The 22,237-nt window shown below is 37.8% G+C and carries 14 protein-coding genes; 11 read left to right on the top strand and 3 right to left on the bottom strand.

Annotated features, from left to right (window positions below; translation table 11 throughout):
- Nucleotides 1–2: 2 nt before the first annotated feature.
- The 3 genes from BUF13_RS11540 to BUF13_RS11550 are packed head-to-tail and all read right to left on the bottom strand — an operon-like array spanning nt 3 to nt 3,158.
- Nucleotides 3–1,136, bottom strand: a complete 1,134-nt coding sequence (locus tag BUF13_RS11540; RefSeq protein ID WP_073571962.1) for an efflux RND transporter periplasmic adaptor subunit — start codon at nt 1,134–1,136, stop codon at nt 3–5.
- Nucleotides 1,137–1,180: 44 nt separating this feature from the next.
- Nucleotides 1,181–2,539 (bottom strand): TolC family protein, encoded by a 1,359-nt coding sequence (locus BUF13_RS11545; RefSeq protein ID WP_073572445.1) that lies wholly within the window; start codon nt 2,537–2,539, stop codon nt 1,181–1,183.
- Nucleotides 2,540–2,549: 10 nt separating this feature from the next.
- Complete coding sequence (locus BUF13_RS11550) at nt 2,550–3,158, bottom strand: TetR/AcrR family transcriptional regulator (RefSeq protein WP_073571963.1); 609 nt, start codon at nt 3,156–3,158, stop codon at nt 2,550–2,552.
- A 575-nt stretch (nt 3,159–3,733) separates the two neighbouring features.
- Here BUF13_RS11550 and purL point away from each other — a divergent pair.
- The 11 genes from purL to BUF13_RS11615 all read left to right on the top strand — a co-directional run bounded on the left by purL (nt 3,734) and on the right by BUF13_RS11615 (nt 21,895).
- The gene (gene purL, locus BUF13_RS11555; protein WP_073571964.1) at nt 3,734–7,417 is read left to right on the top strand and encodes a phosphoribosylformylglycinamidine synthase; all 3,684 of its coding nucleotides are present in this window, start codon (nt 3,734–3,736) and stop codon (nt 7,415–7,417) included.
- 481 nt (nt 7,418–7,898) lie between these two features.
- Nucleotides 7,899–9,500 (top strand): AAA family ATPase, encoded by a 1,602-nt coding sequence (locus tag BUF13_RS11565; RefSeq protein WP_073571966.1) that lies wholly within the window; start codon nt 7,899–7,901, stop codon nt 9,498–9,500.
- Nucleotides 9,501–9,588: 88 nt separating this feature from the next.
- Nucleotides 9,589–10,743 (top strand): SIR2 family protein, encoded by a 1,155-nt coding sequence (locus BUF13_RS11570; RefSeq protein ID WP_083586438.1) that lies wholly within the window; start codon nt 9,589–9,591, stop codon nt 10,741–10,743.
- Between the two features lie 98 nt (nt 10,744–10,841).
- The gene (locus BUF13_RS11575) at nt 10,842–11,909 is read left to right on the top strand and encodes an HNH endonuclease family protein (protein WP_073571967.1); all 1,068 of its coding nucleotides are present in this window, start codon (nt 10,842–10,844) and stop codon (nt 11,907–11,909) included.
- A 1,323-nt stretch (nt 11,910–13,232) separates the two neighbouring features.
- On the top strand, nt 13,233–13,778 hold the full coding sequence (locus BUF13_RS11585; protein WP_073571969.1) for an REP-associated tyrosine transposase: 546 nt from the start codon (nt 13,233–13,235) through the stop codon (nt 13,776–13,778).
- Nucleotides 13,779–14,107: 329 nt separating this feature from the next.
- Entirely contained in the window at nt 14,108–15,508 is a 1,401-nt protein-coding gene (locus BUF13_RS11590; protein WP_073571970.1) for an amidohydrolase family protein, read from the top strand.
- A gap of 40 nt (nt 15,509–15,548) precedes the next feature.
- The gene (locus tag BUF13_RS11595) at nt 15,549–16,964 is read left to right on the top strand and encodes a M61 family metallopeptidase (RefSeq protein ID WP_134204434.1); all 1,416 of its coding nucleotides are present in this window, start codon (nt 15,549–15,551) and stop codon (nt 16,962–16,964) included.
- 431 nt (nt 16,965–17,395) lie between these two features.
- Nucleotides 17,396–19,057 carry an SGNH/GDSL hydrolase family protein gene (locus BUF13_RS11600; protein ID WP_134204436.1) on the top strand — a complete coding sequence of 554 codons (1,662 nt, stop codon included), beginning with the start codon at nt 17,396–17,398 and terminating at the stop codon, nt 19,055–19,057.
- Between the two features lie 218 nt (nt 19,058–19,275).
- A complete protein-coding gene (locus tag BUF13_RS11605; RefSeq protein WP_134204438.1) occupies nt 19,276–19,821 on the top strand; it encodes a hypothetical protein in 546 nt (181 codons plus the stop codon).
- Between the two features lie 159 nt (nt 19,822–19,980).
- Nucleotides 19,981–21,063, top strand: coding sequence for a serine hydrolase domain-containing protein (locus BUF13_RS11610; RefSeq protein ID WP_073571974.1), 1,083 nt, complete (start codon nt 19,981–19,983; stop codon nt 21,061–21,063).
- Nucleotides 21,064–21,154: 91 nt separating this feature from the next.
- Nucleotides 21,155–21,895, top strand: coding sequence for a DUF6090 family protein (locus BUF13_RS11615; protein WP_073571975.1), 741 nt, complete (start codon nt 21,155–21,157; stop codon nt 21,893–21,895).
- Nucleotides 21,896–22,237 lie beyond the last annotated feature (342 nt).

The raw sequence follows: 22,237 nt of genomic DNA on the forward strand, positions 1-22,237 counted from the left end.
ATTTATTGTTGTGAAATATTAACCTTGAAATTATCTCCAACTTCACGGAAACCTTTGTCAACCAAAGTTTCTGATCCCTGCAGTCCTTCAAGCACTTCAGTTTTGTCGTCGAAAGTTCTTCCTCTCTTGATGTAATGCTTTTTAGAAACTCCTTCTTCTACGGTATAGATATAATCTCCTTTGTTATCACTCAAGATCAAATAAGCAGGAACGATGACCGCACTCTTATTTTCATAATCCTTGATCTTCAAAACTGAAATCATATTTGGCTTCACCTGAGGGAGATTTGGAAGGAAAACTTCTACTTTGAAAGTTCTGTTGTTAGGATTGATGATTGCACCAACTGCGCTCACCTTCGTTTTCAATTCCTGATTGATAGAAGGGAATGAAACATCCACGCTATCTCCTTTGCTCAGCACTCCGATGTAAGATTCAGAGATATCAGCTTCGATAAACAAATCGCTTTCTCCCACAAACTGGAACATGGAAGATCCTGGCTGAACCAATTCTCCCAATCTCACCTGAACAGTTTCGATAGTTCCGTTAAAAGGAGCCACAACAACTGTTTTATCCAACTGAGTTTTCAAAGAAGCCAGACTTCTCTCCAATCCTTCTTTTCTGTTTTTAGCTTCTAGAAATTGAACCTCAGTCCCGATTTCCTGATCCCAAAGTCTCTTTTGCTTTTCATACAAAGTAGTCGCCAAGTCCAGGTTATTCTGCAGCTCGTCGATATTTCTTTGGATAGTCTCAGAGTCGATTCTTGCCAATACTTGACCTCTTGTCACTCTCATACCCTCAATAGCTGGCACTTCTAGTACACGACCTCCAGTCTCAGCACTGATGATCACGTTTTTCTTTGATAAAACAGATCCAGTCACCTCTACATAGTGATCAAATTCTCCTTTTTCAGTTTTGGTAGTCGTAATCAAAATTGCTTTCTGATTCTGCTTGGCATACTCAGGATCCAAGGTGGCAATCTCAGCTTCCAACTCAAGAATGGAGGTCTGCAATGTGGATGCTTCTGTGCGAAGCTCTTCCAATTTTGCTTTCTTTGCCTCCACCGATTCATCTGAAGCACATCCGTAAGCAACAAGCATCAGGATGGTAATAGGTAAAAATTTTAAACTTGCTTTCATTTCTATTCAGATATTTTCTTTACTCCCTTTCGGGAAAAGTTGGATTAGTTAAGATTATTGATTTTTAAAAGGCCCAAAGCTTTTTCCAAGTCTACCTTAGCAACTAGGCCGTCATACAATGCCGATAGGTAATTGATTTCAGCCTCGATCAAAGCTGCATCTGCTTCTACCACCTCTAGGTTTGAGCCTACACCTTCATTGTATTTGATTTTTGCGATGTCATAAACCTCCTGTGCCAAGTCCAGGTTTTCCTGCTGGACTTCCAAGATGGTCAGGTCATTTTTCAGATTGGTTTTCGCAGTATAGATTTCATTTTTGATGTTTTCATTCAGGAAAAACTTCTGGTTTTCCAATTGCATCATCTGAATTCTATTCTTTTGGATTCTTGCACTTTTGGAAAGGCCATCAAAAATCGGAATCGACATACTCACACCTAATAAGGATGAACCGAACCAGTTTTGCTTATTAAATACCGCATCCATTGAATTACCTGCTCCTGCTCGTTGCGCATTGGCTACGAAATCAATGGTTGGCATGTACTGGGCTTGATTGTTTTTCAGATCCAAATGAGTCAGTTCCAAATTGGTTTGCAATTGACTCACTTCCACTCTTTCTATTCCCTCTTCCAATAGCAAAGCATCCAATTCCTCTCTAGGATTCAGCTCCAACAAAGTCTCAGTCAACTCAACATCATACTCCATTGGCATTCCCATCTGGATTTTGAGAATCTGCTTGCTCACTTCCAAAGCTGTCAAGCTTCTTTCCAATTGGGAATAGGTATTGTTTCTCTGAACCTGAATTCTGGATACATCGATTTTCTCAGCAAAACCCGCTTCATTCAAAGCTCTGGTTTCATTTAAAAGCGTGTCGATTCTTGCCAAGTTGGCTTGAGACAATCTGATTCTCTCTTGATTGACCAAAACGCCGAAATAGGCCTTTTTCACAGATTCGATGACATCATTCTCAGTTTTCACCAAATCCAAGTCAGTCAATTGTCGGTAAGTCTTAGCTGCACGCAATCCCACGAAGAAGGAACCATCAAAAATCATCTGGGTCAGATTAGCTCCCAGATTGGAAGAATAGCTCAGGCCAAATCGGGCTGGAATCACATCACCAGGAATGCTTGGGTCTCCGAAAGGAGGCTCATTAGGCAAGAAAACCACTGGAATAGAAGGATTGTAATTCAATCCAAATGATCCAGTAATCTGAGGCAAACCAGTGGCAGTGGTTTCCTTCACGGTAGCTTTGGAAATCAAGGTTTCCAATTGCGCATTCTTAACATTGACATTATTCTGCAAAGAATAGGACAAGGACTCCTTTAATGTCAAAGGCAAAACTTCCTGTGCCGTTCCCCCAAACGAGATGGTCAAAAATGCAAAAATTAATAGTAGGTATTTTTTCATCACAAATAATTCAAATGTGCTTTGCTTTTTGGGTTTTATAGGCTTCCCTGCCTTTTTCAGTAAATATTCCATGAAGAAAATGATCCATAGTCTGGAGCTGCTCTTCTGCTAAATTGACGCTTCTATTAGAATAATTATTTGGGTTCATGGCCTCAGAAATTTGGTTGACACGAAGTCTCGCCATGATCTGAGAATCAATTTCATCCCTGAAATAACCCAATTGTTTTCCTCTCTCTATAATATTGACGAAATCTGTCATAATAACTTTTTCACGGTGCTCCTCGAACAGATCCCAAATCTCAGGAAAGTACTTCTGCACCTCGAAAATTGCCATGGGATTAATCTCGCTCAACCTTCTTCTGATCATCTTGGAAATCTTCACCAAATGATCCACCACATCGGTTCCTGAGTCCTTAATAAAGACCATTTCCTTTTGATCTTTTTCCAATATCAACTCGAAGGTCACCCGCACCAAATCCTTTTTATCTTTGAATTCTTGATAAAGTGTCTTTTTGGAAATCCCCATCAACCGCGCAATATCATCCATGGTGGTATTTCTTACCCCATACTTGGTGAATTGCTCCATTGCTACATCCAAAATTTTTTCTCTTGTCTCCACTCCAAATTTGATTTGAGCGCAAAACTATGGAAACGATCAGCAACTCCAAAGTTTCCTGAGTTTATCTTTAAAAGAATATTCTGATTTTCAGTATGAAACAATGTCTCAAAACGTTCAAAACCGAACATTACAGAACATTTAAAACACATTATTTTGCACACTTCCAAGGAAACTTTGTTTAGGTATTGGCTTTTCCACCATAAATTCAACTGAAAAGCCTATTCAAAGATTTTAAATTGAACGGCCTCAATTGATTATTGAAAAAGTAAAAAATTGAAATGGGAAGATCCCTGATTTGAATGTTACTATTTTATTATAATCCGCTATAATGTCAGAACGGCTAAAAAGCAGCTTTGATATCCTGTTAAACTTCTGTCTCCCGTCTTCTGTCTTCAAGCCATTTTTGCAAAGGAAATTAGTGCCATGGTACAAAAGCGAATGTACTCATACAATCCTATCCATTTCAAAAGCAAAAAATACTTAATAGAAAGGCTTGAATAGAAGGATATAAATTCAATTCTAGTTTTTCACAATCCACCCAATTCCTTACCTTTGCAGCTTACCAGCTCAAGGACATGATTTTCTTCTTTGAATCCCCTCAAAAAGTAGTCTACGCAGTACAGACTCCACAACCTTTCGCCCAAGAAGACATCGAAAAACTCACCTGGCTCTTTGGCGAAGCCACTCCTATCCAAACCTCTGAAGTTTCCGGTAAATTCTCCGGCCCTCGGAAAGAAATGATCACCCCTTGGTCTACCAATGCCGTAGAAATCGCCGGCAATATGGGAATCTTGGGAATTCAGCGAATTGAGGAATTTTTCCCAATGGCTGAAGGCGATCAAATCGACCCTATGCTTCAAAAGGCTTATGATAATCTGGATCAGGAAATCTTTGATATCCACTTGGAGCCAGAGGCAATCCAAAATATCGAAGACATCGCTTCCTACAACCAAGAGCAGGGCTTGGCATTGAGTGAAGAGGAAATCACTTATCTGGAAAATGTGGCCTCTCAACTGGGTCGCCCTTTGACTGACTCTGAGGTATTCGGATTTTCTCAAGTAAACTCCGAGCACTGTAGACATAAGATCTTCAATGGAACCTTTATCATCGATGGAGAAGAAAAGCCTAAGACCCTTTTCCAACTGATCAAAGAGACTTCCAAGCAGCACCCGAACAGAATCGCTTCCGCTTATAAGGATAACGTAGCATTCGTTCAGGGACCAAAAGCTTATCAGTTTGCTCCAAAGACCCAGCATCAGGCGGACTTCTTTGAGCAAAGAGAAATCGATACGGTGATTTCTTTGAAAGCTGAAACTCACAACTTCCCAACTACTGTAGAACCTTTCAATGGTGCAGCTACCGGTTCCGGTGGTGAAATCAGAGATAGATTGGCAGGTGGTACAGCTTCCATTCCTTTGGCAGGAACGGCTGTTTACATGACTTCCTACTCCAGATCCGAAAAAGGAAGAAGCTGGGAGAAAAATCTAGCAGAAAGACCTTGGCTATACCAAACGCCAATGGATATCCTGATCAAAGCTTCCAATGGAGCTTCTGATTTCGGAAATAAATTTGGTCAGCCATTGATCGCAGGATCTGTGTTGACTTTTGAGCATGAAGAAGACGACAAGCAATTTGGCTTTGACAAAGTAATCATGCTTGCAGGTGGTATCGGCTTCACCAATGCCAAATACACCAAAAAAGACGAACCGAAAGCAGGTGACAAAATCGTCATCATGGGTGGTGACAACTACCGCATCGGGATGGGTGGATCTGCTGTTTCTTCCCTGAACACAGGAGAACTTTCCAATGCCATCGAACTCAATGCGATTCAGAGATCCAATCCTGAAATGCAGAAGCGAGTGGCAAACGTGATCCGTGCCATGGCGGAAAATGAAAACAACCCAATCATTTCCATCCACGATCACGGAGCTGGAGGACACTTAAACTGTCTTTCTGAATTGGTAGAAAATACCGGAGGAACGATTCACATCGACCAACTTCCTGTAGGTGACCCTACCCTATCCGCGAAAGAAATTATCGGCAACGAATCCCAGGAAAGAATGGGATTGGTAGTCGGATCCAAAGATATCGATACCCTTCAGCAGCTATCTGACCGTGAAAGAGCTCCTTTCTACGTGGTTGGTGAAACTACTGGAGACATGCATTTCAAATTCGAAAACCAAAAAACCGGTGAGAAGCCAGTAGATTGGAATTTGGCTTACATGTTTGGTTCCTCTCCAAAAACTGTTTTGGAAGATAACACCACCAATGCTGCTTTCTCCGAAGGAGCTTATGATCCACAGGCGATCAAAGGCTATATCGAGGAAGTATTGCAATTGGAAGCTGTGGCTTGTAAAGACTGGTTGACAAACAAGGTGGACCGTTCTGTAACAGGTCGAGTAGCAACTCAGCAGACTGTCGGTGAAATTCAGGTTCCTTTGAATGACGTAGCTGTGATGGCTTTGGATTTCACTGGAAACAAAGGAATCGCAACTTCCATTGGACATGCTCCTGTGGCAGCTTTGGCTGATCCTGAAGCAGGTAGCCGATTGGCGATTGCTGAGGCTTTGACCAACTTGGTTTTTGCACCTGTTTCTGATGGCTTGAAAGGTGTTTCTCTTTCTGCCAACTGGATGTGGCCTGCGAAAAACAAAGGCGAAAACGACAGATTGTACAGAGCTGTGCAGGCGGTTTCTGACTTTGCTATCGAATTGGGAGTAAATATCCCGACTGGAAAGGATTCACTTTCCATGACTCAGAAATACCCTGACGGAAAAGTAGTTTATTCTCCGGGTACGGTGATCATCTCTTCCGTAGGTGAATGTTCTGATATCAACAAAACTGTGAAGGCAGCAGCACTTCCAGTGGCAGGATCCAAAATCCTGTACGTTGACTTCTCCAAAGATGCAGCGAAATTGGCGGGATCCAGCTTCTACCAAGTTCTAAACAAGGTAGGAACTGAAACCCCAACCGTTCAGGACTCTGGATATTTTGCAAAAGCATTCGAAACGATTCAGGAACTGATCAACCAAGGATTGATCTTGGCTGGTCACGATATTTCTTCCGGTGGTATCATCACTGCCCTTTTGGAAATGTGTTTCCCTACTCAAAACTTGGGTATGGATGTGCAGGCGGATCGATTGGCTGAATCTGATTTGGTAAAAGCCCTATTCTCTGAAAATCCGGGAATCTTGATTCAGGTGGCTGATGATCATCAGGCTGAGGCCTTCTTGACTGCTCAGGAAATTGACTTTGTCGAATTGGCGAAAGTGAATCATTCAGGAATAGTCAACTTGGAAGGAAAAGGCCTTGAATTGAACGTTTCCGAGCTTCGTGACACCTGGTTCAAGTCATCTTATCTATTAGACAAAAAACAAAGCGGCGAGCAATTGGCGAAAGACCGTTTTGACAACTATAAAAACCAGCCACTTTCTTTTGAATTTGCTGAATCTTGGAAAGGTGACTTTGCGAAAGCGGGTATCGATCCATTCAGAAGCGAGAAAGGAAAAGCGAAAGCAGCTATTATCCGTGAAAAAGGTGTGAATGGCGATCGCGAAATGGCTTATGCGCTTTGGTTGGCAGGATTTGAGGTGAAGGACGTGCATATGACGGACTTGATCGCAGGTCGTGAAAACCTGGAAGATGTGCAGATGATCGTCTTCGTAGGTGGATTCTCCAACTCCGATGTATTGGGATCTGCCAAAGGATGGGCTGGTGCCTTCCTTTACAATCCTAAGGCAAAACAAGCACTGGACAACTTCTATGCAAGACCTGATACTTTGAGTTTGGGTGTATGTAATGGTTGCCAGCTGATGGTGGAACTAGGCTTGGTAGGTTCTGAAGATCCTAGCCAAAAAGCCAAGATGCTTCACAATGCCAGCCATAAGTTCGAATCCAGCTTTGTGAGCGTTTCTATCCCTGAAAACAACACCGTCATGCTATCTAGTCTAGCTGGACAGGATCTGGGAGTTTGGGTAGCTCACGGGGAAGGTAAATTCTCATTGCCAAAAGCTGAAAGCGAATACCATATCGGTATGAAGTATAGCTATGCGGCTTATCCAGGCAATCCAAATGGATCTGATTATGCGGTAGCGGGTATAGCATCTCAGGATGGCAGACACTTGGCGATTATGCCACATATCGAGAGATCCTTGAAGCCATGGAACTGGGCACATTATCCAATGGATAGAAATGATGACTTCACTCCTTGGGTGGAAGCATTTGTGAATGCCCGTGCTTGGGTAGAAGAGAAAATCTAAAATCTAAAGTCAGAAGTCTGAAAGGATTAGAATTCAAACTTCAAAAAACATAATACTAAATTCTAAAAAATCCCCTTCAAGTTTATTTGGAGGGGATTTTTTTTGGCATTTTTTAATATATTGAATCACTTTTAGTTCAGATCAAATGAAAATCAGTTTTATACGAAGCCCAAATTTTTGGAAAAAAGAAAGAGTTCTAATGGAATTCAATTATGCTGAAAAGCTCAATGACAGCCTAGTGTCATATCTTTTTATAACTGGGGCTGTCTCCATGAATGTGCAAGATCTATTGGGGCCTTATTCCATTCCAATTCCTATCGGGATAAACTCATGTGAGCAAGAAAAGTCTTCAAAAAGTACGGAGTCCTTTTGATGAATTATAAAAGAATAAAACCAATAAACCCGTGTTTAGCGATCCAAATCAGATAAATAAGCACGGGAAATTCGTATAAATAAACAAGTTGGCATTCATACAGAATAGATGAAAATAAAAAATGTTACCATAAACAAGTTTAAGCGATTTACAGACTTATCAATCGCGGATATTCCTGAAACATCTAGGTTGATTGTCTTAGTTGGACCAAATGGTAGTGGTAAAACTTCATTATTTGAAGCTTTTAATCACTTTTATCAATTAAGTGGCTATGGACAAGCAGGCACTCAGGATTACTTTGAAAAAAAGAGTGAAACACCAGTAACTGGAACTTGGTATCAAAACCGTGTGAAAATTAACTTTCACAACATCCAAGCCCCTAATCGGCAGCAACTAAAAGGTAAATTCTATTTTAGATCAGCATATAGAAATGAACCTGACTTTACTGTCAACAATCTTAAAAAACAGAATAACCCGACAAATAGCATAAAGCTTGAAACATTAATGCTGAATGACCAGACTGTTTCTGAAAATTATCAGCGACTTGTTGCACAAACATTAGCAGGTGTATATGAAGCTTCAAACGACAATAAATCAGTTCAAGAATTAAGAGAAGAACTAATAGGTAAAGTTAAATCATCTTTATCCTCAATTTTTGATGACTTGAATTTAAGTTCCATAGGTGACCCTTTATCAAGTGGTAGTTTTTTCTTTGAAAAGGGTTCTGCCAAGGATTTTCATTATAAAAACTTATCTGCTGGTGAAAAATCAGTATTTGACTTAATTCTTGATATGATTATTAAGTCAACATTCTATTCAGATGCTGTATTCTGTATTGATGAACCTGAAGCTCATATGCATACTAGACTACAAGCTAAAGTCTTGGCTGAACTATATGCTCTAACACCAACGAACTCTCAACTTTGGATTTCCACTCATTCTATTGGCATGCTCAAGCAGGCAGAAATAATTGAGCAAGCAAACCCTGGTACTGTGGTGTTTTTAGATTTTGCTAACAGAGACTTTGATTTAAATGAGGTAATGAAACCAGCACAAATCGACAGAGCGATATGGGATAGGTTTTTTGATTTAGCATTTGCTGATTTTTCTCAATTGATTGCCCCAAGCAGAGTGGTATTTTGCGAAGGTACTTCACAAGGAAGAAAGTATAAGGATTTCGATGCTCAGATTTATGCTAAAATATTTGAAAGCAAATACCACGACACAAAGTTCGTTTCAATAGGCTCAAGTACAGAATTAGAAAATATTGAAAATCAATCTGTAAAAATTGTCGCTAACATTCTCAAATCATCCACTATTATCAAGTTCGTAGATAGAGACGATAAAAGCCCTCAAGAAGTCCAAGAAAACAAAGATAAAGGAATAAAAACATCAGGAAGAAGACACATAGAGAGTTACCTTTTTGATGATGAGTTAGTAACTAAGTTGTGCAATTCAGTGGGCAAACCTGAACTCATACAAGATTGTTTAGATGCAAAAAATCAAGCAATACAAGATAGTGTTAATCGTGGTAATCCAACCGATGATATTAAATCTGCAAGTGGTAACATTTTTACAGAATTAAAGCGAATTCTTGCTCTTACCCAATGTGGAAATAACAAATGTGCCTTCGTTCGTGATACTTTGACGCCATTAGTTACTGATGATACATCTGTTTACCAAGAATTGGAAAATGAAATATTTAATTAAAACGTACGAAATGCCAACAAGGTGCATAGCTACCCTGCGGGATAGCTACGACACCTTATACAAACCGTTGTGCAATATTAAATAAGATATGAGTTTAGAATCTGAATACTACAGTAACCTAAGCAAGATAATTGCTTCGACAAAATTCAATCTCCCTGAGAATTATCTTGACAAATTGAATGAGTCTTTAATGTCACTTCAGAAAATAGACTTCAATAATATCCTAAAGAATTTACCGGCAACCAGAAAGTCAACGACACCGACTGCAATTAAATACTTGAAGCAAGCTCATGATTCAGAAAATTTAAATCTTGTATTGGGAGCAGGAATTTCTAAGCCTTATGGGTTACCCACCTGGGACTTTCTCCTACAGAGATTGTTACTTAAAACAATTGAAGAAACTCCTGAAAAAGCAGTAGTACTTTCAAAAGTGTTTACCAAAGTATTCAATCCAAGCCCGCTAATAGCTGGAAGATATCTTCAAGAGTCACTATTTGACACCAAAGACAAAAATAGATTTGAAAAGGAAGTAAGAAAAACCCTTTATGATTCCTTTGACAAGGATGCTGAATCTCCTATAATGGACGAAATCGTAAAACTCTGCGCGGCTCCGGGTAATAGTCCAAACCTTGATGGAATTATTACATATAACTATGACGATGTTATAGAAACTAAAATTAAGGAAAAGAACATGGACATACCTTTTCAGTCAGTATATGGACAAGCTGTAGACCCTGATAACAGAGCATTGGCAATATATCATGTACATGGATTTTTACCACAAGAAGGCACAATTAATGAATTGAATAATATAACTCTTGGCGAGTATGTTTACCATGAGCAGTATAGCAATATCTATAGCTGGAACAATATAGTTCAAATCAATAAGTTTAGGGACAAAACTTGCTTATTCATTGGGACATCATTATCGGACCCAAACATTAGACGACTACTTGATATAGCAAACTCACAAAAGAAGGGGAGGAAATTTCATTATATAATTAAAAAGAAGTCACCTAGAGTTTGGGTTCAAGAAAGATTGAAGCAAATTCTTGATGATAATCCCCAAATATTCAATGAAAAAGTAAAAGCTAAACTTGACTTTGATGAAACTGTGGATCTCCTAATTGAAATACAAAACAGGTTTGAAGAAAAGGACTCTGAATCTCTCGGAGTAAAAACTGTTTGGATTGAAGATTATGACAAGGATATTGCAAGTATCCTGAAGAAGATTAGAGAATAGAAACATTGCACAACAAGGTATATAGTGCATGGCTTCCTAACCTCAGCCACTTCACCATATACAAACCGCTGTAGCAGTAACCTTGAACAGACTTTACAATGAAAAAATACAATGAACATATCGAAAGTACAAGAGAACATTCAGTTCTTTTTCAAAGACAAAATTTAAGTGCCATTAGACAAGCCTTAATAGAGGAGTTTGATAACAGTTGTGCGTACTGCGAATGTAGGTTGGGATTGACTAGCCCACCTGAGATTGACCAATTTTATCCTAAAAGTCAATATCCAGACAAAGCATTTCAGCTTGACAATCTATTGCTTTGTTGCAGTGTCTGCAATCGAAATAAAGGCAATGCATTTCCTTTAGATAATGATGGTTTACCTCTATTACTTAATCCCCGTTTTGACAATTTCGATGAACATTTAAAATTTGAAAAAGATGGAATTGCGACCGCCATAACCGAAAGAGGTAAAGTTACTATTGAAATATTGAACTTGAATAGGCCAGCTTTAATCGAAGAGAGAAAGCTCAGACAGTTGGAGAAGGATTTCCTAGAAAACTATTCAAAAATAAGTGATACTTACTACACAATTTTTACTGAGAATATTAAAAATATTCGTGAGCTAAATGGGTTTTGTGACTTGACAAAAGATAACGTTAAAGAGCATTTAAGAAATATGCTGTTTTCAAATGTTATAACAAGTCTCGAGACGTATTTGTCAGATGCGTTTATCAATACAGTAAAACGTGACAAACAATATCTACGAAAGTTTGTCGAAACTTTCCATAATTTCAGAAGCGAGAAATTCGACCTTACAGAACTATTTAAATGCTATGACAAAATAGAAGATAAGGCGACCAAGGCGATGCTTGACGTAATTTATCACGACTTGCCTAAAGTTAAAGGGATGTATTCTGATACTATAGGAATAGACTTTCCTGATTTAAGTGTTATTTACAAAGCTGTTCTTAAAAGACATGACTTCGTTCATCGAAATGGGAAGACTAAGGATGGGAAAAAGCATGAACTAACGAATAAAGACATTTTAGATTTGTCACAATCGACAGAAGACTTTGTAAATAATATAAATGACCAAATAAAGAAATTGAAATTACCAAAAAAGGCTGCTGATAACAAGGTATTGCTAAAAGCGGGGCTGAAGTAATACTAATAAGCTGACAGTAGTAAATAAACATTTGTAATTCTTTTGAGCAGTAGTGCTGAAATCCCCACTAAGCGTAGTCTGCGACTACGCTTTCCTATTTCTTGAATTTGAAATTCAAAAGCTATCTATTTAGCTAATAAGTTCCCTCCTGTTTTGAAGTAGAATTTTACCTAGAAAAAGCTACACCTTCCTGGATTGTTTAAACAAATTGAATTCCGGCATTTTCGTAGACTAAATGGAGATATAGCAATCTTATTATTAAGGTTTGGAATCCACCATATTTAGAAGGGACTGGTTGGGATGAAGTTTTAACTAAAACATCACAAGAAGGTACCCTACGAGATTTCAAATACGAGCCTATTAAAGTTTGCGGGACTCCAATACCTGGACACGAAATCCTTTTTTTAATTCAGCAAACTTCTGATAATTTTATCCTAGTGACTCCAGCTTCTGATAAATTGTTTCATACCGGAGTTCCTTGTCCTTAAAAAATGATAAATATCAATGGCATTCAAAGCCATCTGGAAATGAGGCTTAAGAAAGACTGTATTATCTTAATTTTAAGCCAGTTACCACCCATATTCAATAATATTCTAAATTATTCATTAAACATTTTGTTTAATTTGATACATTGTTTGAAATTTACGGACGTAAAAAAGGAGGGGATTGATCCCCTCCTAACTCTTAGCAAGTCCCTAATGGGAATTCAAGACCTGGCCGTCTAGAACCCCATCGCTCCAAAAGCTTTTTAAAAAGCTCAAGAAGCAAATCGAGACCAAAAGAGAAAACTGGTACTAAGAACTCTGTTTTCATAGTAATTTTGGTTTTAATTAATTATTCAGAAAAGCCCTGTCAATTATACACTAAAGATTGACAGGGCTTTCGCAATCTATAGTGTGCCAGAACGCTTAATAAAGGTAAATCCTTCAATTGGATTTGAGAGTTAATTTTTTGGACAATTTTTCAACAAATTTTTCAAATGTTATCCACATTTCTCTATCGCTTCAACCTTACTTCAAATATATGCCCGCTCCCCACTTTTCAACTATAATACGGGAATAAAGGCAATGACAATTTGAAAATAGTTTGACAGATTGACTCAAAACTGCCTTTGGAGCGTGTTTTGAGTCTTTATTTGTCCCCCGTTTGGGTGTAGTCAGGTCTTTCGTCTTAGCGTAGTTTGAAACTACGCTTTTTTATTTCTTGAATTTGCAATTCATGAACTTGAGGCGCAGTAGAATTAAATATAGAACTAGGTAAAGTTTGAAAACAATTATATATTCAACTAACCTTTACTTTTTAAATATCGAAAACCATTGTTTTATGGGAGAATCTTATCAAATCAAAGATCAAGAAATGCCCTATTTCCTTACATTTCAGGTTGTAGGTTGGGCAGATGTTTTTACAAGAAAAGTATATCGGGATTTGATATTGGAGAACTTTTCTTTTTGTCGTTTGGAAAAAGGGTTGTATTTGTTTGGCTATGTAATTATGAGCAATCTTGTTCACCTAATAGTCCAGCAAAAGAATGGAAAGCTTTCCGATTGGGTACGGGATTTTAAAAAATTCACAAGCAAAAAGTTATTAAAAATGATTTTGGAAAATAACCAAGAAAGCCGACGAGAGTGGTTGAAAATTATTTTTGAATATCATGCTAAGTTTAATAAGGGGTCAGGTGACTTGCAGTTTTGGACCCATGAAAACCATGCAATAGAATTGTATAGGCCAGAGATGATCGAAAGTAGGATGAAATACATTCATGAGAACCCAGTTAGGGCAGGTTGGGTCGAGAAACCAGAAGAATACCTATATTCCAGTGCAAGAAATTATTCAGGACTCAAGGGCTTGATTGAAGTCGATTATAGGTAATAGGTTTTTTAAAACCAATTGAATTCCGGCATTTTCATTGACTGTAGGGATATTAGGGTGATTTGCAAAATCACCCAGCGCCAGAGTCTACGCCTAGATGGGGTGCAGTAATGAGGACTTGATTTTAAATCAGATGTGATAATTGAACAGCTTTCAGTTTAATAAAAATGCCCTACAACATTATGTATAAGCAATAGCGGTTTAAGAGCAAACTTGAACCGTTTTTCTTTTAATTAAGTACCTTGCTTTCCGAAAAGTAATAGCTAGAAATCCGCTACTACTCATATACGAGACCGTTACATAACATTATCAAAAAATTATGAACACTGATGAATAAACTACCTTTCTGCTGTTTTACTTTGATCCTTATGGTTGCCTGTCAACCAAAGGCCAAGGAAAAATTTGATTTATTAATTATCAACGCTTCGGTTGTTGATATAGCGGATGGTAAGGTTTCATCAGGGAAGTTGATCGGTATCAACAATGATACTATTCGATTGGTAGCCAATATGGCATCCACCGATAGGTATGATGCTGATCAAATTATCGATGCCAAGGAAAAATTTGTCATGCCGGGCTTGTGGGATAATCATGTCCATTTTAGAGGAGGTGATTCCCTAATCAACGAAAATAAAAACCTGTTGCCTCTATTTATTGCCCATGGTGTGACCACCGTTAGGGATATGGGAGGTGATATTTCACCAAGCGTACTGCAATGGAGAAATGAAATAAAGGAGGAGCAACTGGCTGGGCCCAACATTTTCACCTCTGGGCCAAAGCTTGACGGTGCTGATCCGTTTTGGGCTGGATCAATTCCAATCGGCAAATTAGAAGAAATAAAACCGGCTTTGGATTCACTGGAAGAACTGAATGTCGACTTTGTGAAAATCTATGCCAGTTCATTATCTCCGGAACTGTATTACCAAATTATAAAAGCTTGCGAAAAGCGTGGTCTTAAAGTAACCGGACATATACCCTTGTCTGCAGATCATTTTGAAGCTATTGAATTCGGCCTCGATGGTGTTGAACATCTTTTTTCTTTTCTAAGCCTAGCATCTCCTATCGGGGATAGCTTAAAACAACAAAACTTGGGTTTTGGAATGTTTCCACAGATACTTGAATCTTATGATGAATATCTCGCAAGAGATGCTATAGCCAAACTTGCATCTGAGGATTTCTATGTCACCCCGACTTTATATGTATCACAGGTAATCATGCAATTGGCCGATATGGATCACTCTACGGATAACCTTTTACCGCTGATAGGACCTGGGATTCAACAAACGTATAAAAGAAGGCTAAAGCAAGCGCAAAACCGGAACCTTGAAGGAAAGCAATTGATGCTTGATATGGACATACGGGAACGGAGCCTAGTGTTACCGATGTTTCAAGCGGGTATAACTATTTTGGCTGGATCAGATTGTGGTCCAGACAATTCCTATATTTATCCGGGGGCCTCTTTACACAGTGAATTGGAATTACTGGTTGAGACGGGACTTACTCCTAGAGAGGCCTTATCAACCTCAGTCATAAGCGGACCAAAGTTCTTTGAGCTTGACGAATATTATGGCGACATTGAAGTCGGGAAAGTGGCTCATATAATTTTGCTCACCGAAAATCCACTTGAAGATATTAAAAATATCGGAAGTATAGATTTGGTCTTGAAAGGAGATCAAATTTACGATCGAAGTAAACTTAAGGCATTGAAAACATCTACGAAAATGCAGTGAATGCCAGCATTTAGTTTTTACAGTCTGCCAAGCCAAGTTTTTGAATTACTCTTTACTTAACATTATCAACATGAGCAGAATTATCCTTCTTTTTTCGTTTGTCTTTTCTATCACAACTCTAAACGCACAGCAAAAGATTAGCTATTTGCTTAACAAGAAGGAAGATACAAATAAAGTAACTATTCAAATCACATTTGATGCGCTACCGGCCAGTGATGCCAATTTAGTGATACCAAGAAGTGCACCGGGTACTTACATTCTGACAAACTACATAGCCTTTGTTGATGATGTTGTTGGTTATACCACAACGGGTAAACAGTTGCAAGGAATGATAGGGGACGGAAGCTTCTTTACTTTTGGAGAAAGTAATGAGCCTCTGAATAAGGTGAGTTATACGGTCGACATTGAAAAAATGGAAATTGATTTATTGGATGCCTCCACGAGTTCCAAAGCCAGAGAAGACTATATGGGATTGTTTGGCTATTCAGTATTCGGATTTATTGAAGGAATGGAAGCAGAGGCCATCAATTTAAGGATCAATACTGACCCTTCTTGGCCTATTTTCAGTACGTTAAGACCTGATACCAATCGGAATTTCGGAACAGATACATATGAGGTTGAAAACTATGCCGCACTGGTTGATGCTCAGTATCTATTAGGTAAGGGCGTTCAGGTTATTCGTGTTGAAGAAGCACAAATTCCATTATTCGTAGCGGCCTATGGCGAAACGACAATTGATTTAGAAGGTATTGGAAACCAAGGCCTATTATCGCTGCAGAAATTGGGTGATTATTTTGGATACATTCCCATGCCTCATTATACCTTAGTTTATGAGTTTCTAAAACCACTTTCAGAAAGACATGACTATGGTTTTAATATGGAACATCTAAATAGCATGACGGCACACAGGGATATTTCGGAGGAATATAATCCCAATAGAGGTTTAGGAACCATCATACATCATATGGGGCATTCATGGATTCCGTTAAGATCCTGGGGGGAAGGATACCGCCCATTTTCATGGCAAGTGGCACCACTTGTAGAAACAATCTGGCTGAATGAAGGATTTATATGGTATGTTTCTTTCCAGCAAATCCTCAGCGACGAAGCAAGGTTAAATTGGTGGAAATCCAACATGGACAATGCTCCGGATTTTATTAAAACCAAAACCTTAAAGGAATTATCTCTTCTGGGTTCAACCCAATATGCCTCTGATTTTAGAATAGGTAAAAATCTTTTTTCTAGAGGAGCTCTAATGGCTTATGATTTGGATGAGTATATTCAAAAACAAACGAACGGAAAAAAATCCTTTAAGGATGCTATTCTTGGATTGCTTAATTGGTCAAAAGACAATCAAAGAGCATTTAAATACAATGAGATTGAACCTATCATGTCTAAGGCAACAAGTGTGGATTTAAAGCCGATTTGGAATAAATGGCAAAATCCGCCGGAATAAGTAAAACGTTATGTAACATTTTGTATAAGTAATGGCAGGCAATGTGTTTAATATCAAAGTTTGCAGCCCGATTGAACTGCTGAGCGGTTTGACAGATAAGCACCACGCAATTTGCCACTATTCATACAATTTACCGTTAGGCAACATTAAAATTAGAAATGGAAAAAAAATCTGAAGAGACATTATCGAATTGGACAAGACCAGCCAGCGATACCCCCTCTAAGCGTAGTCTGCGACTACGCTTTTTTATTTCTTGAATTTGCAATTCAGGATCCAAATAGGCATTTCTGCAATTAGCCCACTCGGAATTGCTAAGGCCAGACCCAAACTGAAAAAATTGCGTACTTTAACCCGTAACTGAGGGTTATAAGAAAACGTTATCCGTCATAATAGTGCTTGAATAAATAATTGTAGGATTCAAATCCAATAGAATGTCAACTATAAAAAGGGCTTTTAGTCTTTTATTGTTTTTACTTGTAGTTCTTTCCTGTTCACAGTCTATAGATGAAAATGATGATCAGATCAAGATTCTGTTTATCGGAAATAGTTATACCTACTTTAACAGCAGCCCTGAATTAGTAAAGGCATTAATACAGGAGAAATTTCCTGATCAGATAGTAGAAACTCAGTTAATAAGTGGTGGTGGGATGAGCCTTGCCGATCATTGGCAAAATGAAGCTACAATTCAAACCATCAGAACAGGGGATTGGGATTATGTGGTACTCCAAGAGCAAAGTAAGTTGGGTATGGCTGTGATGATCGATAACGACATATTTTTTGGACAAACAGAGCGATTCTATGAATATGCCAGGAAATTCGATGCTGAAATTACAAAAGCGGATTCTAAGACGGTGTTCTTGATGACATGGTCAGTAAGGGATAAGCCACAAGAACAAGCCATTTTAACCCATGCTTACACAAGCATTGCCAAAGAATTAAAGGCTAAACTGGTCCCTGTTGGTTTGGTTTGGGATGAACTGCGTACCAATCCGAAGATTGAATTATATGCCGATGATGGTGGACACCCATCACCTTTGGGCTCCTATTTATCAGCTGTTACACTTTACTCCGCTTTGATGGCTGATGATCCTTTAGGGCTTTCGGGGAATATCTCTGGTCATCCCCTATCAAGTACAGGTGAGCCCTCAGCAGATAGGGACTTGCTAATTGATATTCCTAATGAGGAAGCTAAATTGATTCAAGAGGCAAGCTGGAAAGTGGTCCATGCCCTACAAGATTCAAATGATTACCCTGATATAGATCAGCCAGAACCAGGCTTTTCCATTCCTGTCTTGAGCAAAGGTGAGCCAATGGAGCTAAAAAACATGATCGGAAAATGGTATGGAACCAGCACTTATGGCTCTGACTACCTTGGCCAAATCATGGAGATCAAAGCTATTGATGGTAAACCACAAGCCAGCCTTTCATTTTACTCAGCCCATGTACAGGATCAAATGCGAGTAGATAATGCTGTTATTAAAGATGATCAATTGATTTTGACTCTTTATGACTCTTTAAGGACCCTAAACTCCACAGTACGAATTTCGCTAAGCGGAGGAAAAATGGAGGGGATATTAGAATCCTCAGGTAATTTACAGATGTATAAGCATCTATATTTTTCAAAAGAATCTTCTCCTAACGAAATTGATCTTTCAGAAATAGAGTTGCTGATGGAATCCTACCAATCCAACATTCTCAAAGAGGGTTATATAAAAGCTTCCCTGGAACATTACGAACAATACAGCAAACTGATTGGTGAACCGTACAAGCCAGATGAATTTTATTTGAATGCCGTAGGATACAATTTCCTGAGAGAGGATAAAGTGAAAGATGCCCTCAATGCTTTTGAATTAGCTATGGTTTACTATCCTATGTCAGTCAATGCTTATGACAGTTATGCAGAGGCTTTGATTGTTGATGGTCGAACGGATGAAGCATTGGAAGTTTATACTAGAGCCTATGAACTCGCCAAAAAGACAGGATATGAAAATCTGGCCTATATTGAAGAGAATCTAAATAAATTGAAAAATAATATTGCTGTAGATTTAGAAGGAGAAGCAACTCCACCACCCCCTCCTCCTCCATCACAATAGTTAATTTTTTCAATGCTAATCATCTTGTCTGTTCAATTTGGGTAAGCCTCCACATGTGCCAGAAAAGACTTCTAAAAATCAGGAGACCATTCGATGACTTGTAAAAAAATAACCGCTATAGATTTCGAGCCTTTATGGCGTTTATCCATCCGAATCAGAAAAGTAACCGCCAAAAAATGGCGCAAATAAACAAGTTGTGCATAATTATCCAAAATCAAATGAAAAGAATATTAATAATTGTAATTATAACTCTTGTAAGTTGTTCTGATAAAGTAAATGAAGAAAAATTAATGTCTTTAAATATCGATAAACTTTACCTAAGTGATCAAGAAGATAGAAAAAATAATGAAATAAATAATTGGTCAATTGTCTCGAAAAGGGATGAATTTAGAAGAAAACGTGTAGGTCAGTTGATAGACTCTAATAAAATAATATCTGCTAAGGATTATGCCAAAGCTGCAATGATTTTTCAACATGGTGTAGATTCTTCCGATTATTTAAAAGCAGTCGAATTTATGAAAACAGCAATGAAAATTGATTCTACTGTTAATAAGTCGCTGTTTGCAGCAGCTACCGATAGATACTTACTAAGTATTGGTAAACCTCAAGTCTATGGCACACAATACATTCAAGAAGGAAATGGAACTTGGGAATTGAAAAACTATGATACAACAGCCATAAGCGATGAAGAAAAGAAAAGATTTGGTGTTGGTAGTTTAAATGAACAAATGGAAAAATTAAAAGAGTTAAATAAAGGAAACTGAAAACAACTATGTACAACAATGTGTATAAGCAATAGCGGTTTAGGTGCAAACTTGAACCGTTTTTACCTTTCAATAAGTATCTTGCTTCCTGACAATTTAGTGGGTTAAAATCCGCTACTGCTCATACACGGACCGTTAGGCTCAATTTAATCAAATATTATGATGAAAATTTTACAGTTGCTCCTCTTTTGCATCGTTTTTCAGAGTGCATCAGCACAGCTGAATAAATCTCAATTTTCAGAGATTGATAAAATTGTGAAAAAACTATACTCTGAGGGAAAACTACACGGAGGTATTCTCATTGCTGAAGGTGAAAATATTATCTATGAGAATGCCTTTGGCATGGCTGATAGAAACCTAGAAATTCCCAATAGTACAAAAACAAGGTTCATTATTAACAGCATGGGTAAAATGTTTACGGCTATCTTGACCCTGCAACTTGTGGAAGATGATTCAATTAAACTTGATGACCCTATTTCCAAACATTTGCCTTGGTTCAAACACCCTAAAGCAAACGAGATAACTGTTCATCAGCTTCTATCTCACCGTTCAGGTTTAAAGGGCTATTTTGATGAACAGATTGAAGGGAGATTGCCCTTTTTTATTTCTCAACGAGAGGTTTTGGATAAAATGGCTCAATTAGACCTTAATTTCGAACCTGGCAAAGGCTATGATTACAGTAATACGGGCTATTTGTTGTTAGGAGAAATTATAATGAAATATAGAAACGCTGATTACTACGATGTTCAGCGAACAAGAATTTTTGAACCACTGGGAATGACCAATACTTATAACTCCACCTCTATTTATGGGCCGGGCGCACCTGTTTATTATCTCTCAGACGGTAACCCAGCCACTCCATTTCCTCATAGTAATTATCGTGGCGATGGCGGTTCTAAATCTACATTAAAAGATTTACATAAATTTATGCTGGCTATTGGGTCTGATAAACTTTTAAAGACTGAAAGCTGGGACTTGATGTTTACTGAATATTCTTTCCCCGATGAAGCTACAAGACCTTTTGGAGCTCATTTTTTTCCTTATGGTTATGGTTGTGGTTTTTTTGAATTACCATACAACAATGAAGAAAAAGCAATAGCCATTGGGCATGCCGGTGCCGGATATGGCTCCTCTGACCTTATGATTAAATTTAAAGACAAAGACAGGATCATAATACTTTGGAACAATGAATATCTTAATCCAATGCCGATGGAATTATTTGAAGAATTATCAAAACTATAATGAATCCAAAAAAGAGCCTAACACTGTATATAAGCCATTAAAACGGCTCATATACTAACCGTTGTGCTTCATTACCAGAAACCAATAACAAATGATTAAATTCTTTAGAAAAATTAGACAAAACTTACTCTCTGAAGGTAAAACTGGAAAGTATTTAAAGTATGCGATTGGAGAAATTGTACTTGTGGTTATTGGAATTTTAATTGCACTTCAAATCAATAATTGGAATAACAACAGAATAGAATACAAAATTGAAACGAATATTTTAAGTGAAATTCTAGTAAACCTTGAAAAGGATGTCATTAACCTTAACTTAAAGATTAAGTATAATAATGATAAAGCCAAACTCAACAGAGATGTGTTGGAGCATTTAGAACAGAGAACACCCTTAACTGATTCATTAAAATGGTCTTATGCTAGAATAATTGGAAGAGGTAATTTTGAACCAATAACTGTCGCTTATGAAAATCTAAAATCTAAAGGAATAGACATCATTCATAATGATTCGCTCAGAATTGCTATTTCTGAATTGTATGATTTCAAATATTTCTACTTAACTGAAGATTTAAGGTCCGATTATGAGCATGTGAAATCATTGCATGAGACTGAAGCATATAAGAATATCAAGACAATATTTAGAGGTGATTTAGCCCAACGATGGGCAGAACCCGTAAACCTAGCAGAAATACAAAATAACATCTATTTTCAAGAAATATTAAAACAAGCTATTGGCTTTTATTCGTATATGAATAGTACTTATGAAAGAGGAATAAAAGAAAATATGGCAGTACAGAACCAAATTAAAAATGAATTAAAACAAAGAGAAAAATAACGAAAGCACAACAATGGATCCCCCTCTAAGTGTTTTTGCAACTACGCTTTCCTATTTTTTGAATTTGCAATTCATGATCCCCTCTGGATACAGTAGAATTATACTTAGAAAAAGATACCCTTCTATTCATAGATTGTATCTACGCTATCTTATTGAAAAGAATCTGAACCTCTTTACTTTTCAAGCTTTATTGTAAAATACTTAAATAGCCTATTCTGTAGAATAAATTAATAATGGCTAATTGTGAAATAGACGAAATTCTTAATTTTGATTCTAAGAAATGACCGCTCCTTTTGAAAAAAGTTCTTTAGTGTTTAGCGGTCAATTTTATTTGAGTTAAGT

Origin of the sequence: Algoriphagus zhangzhouensis (assembly GCF_900148515.1) — a bacterium.
In the GTDB taxonomy this organism is placed as follows: Bacteria; Bacteroidota; Bacteroidia; order Cytophagales; family Cyclobacteriaceae; genus Algoriphagus; species Algoriphagus zhangzhouensis.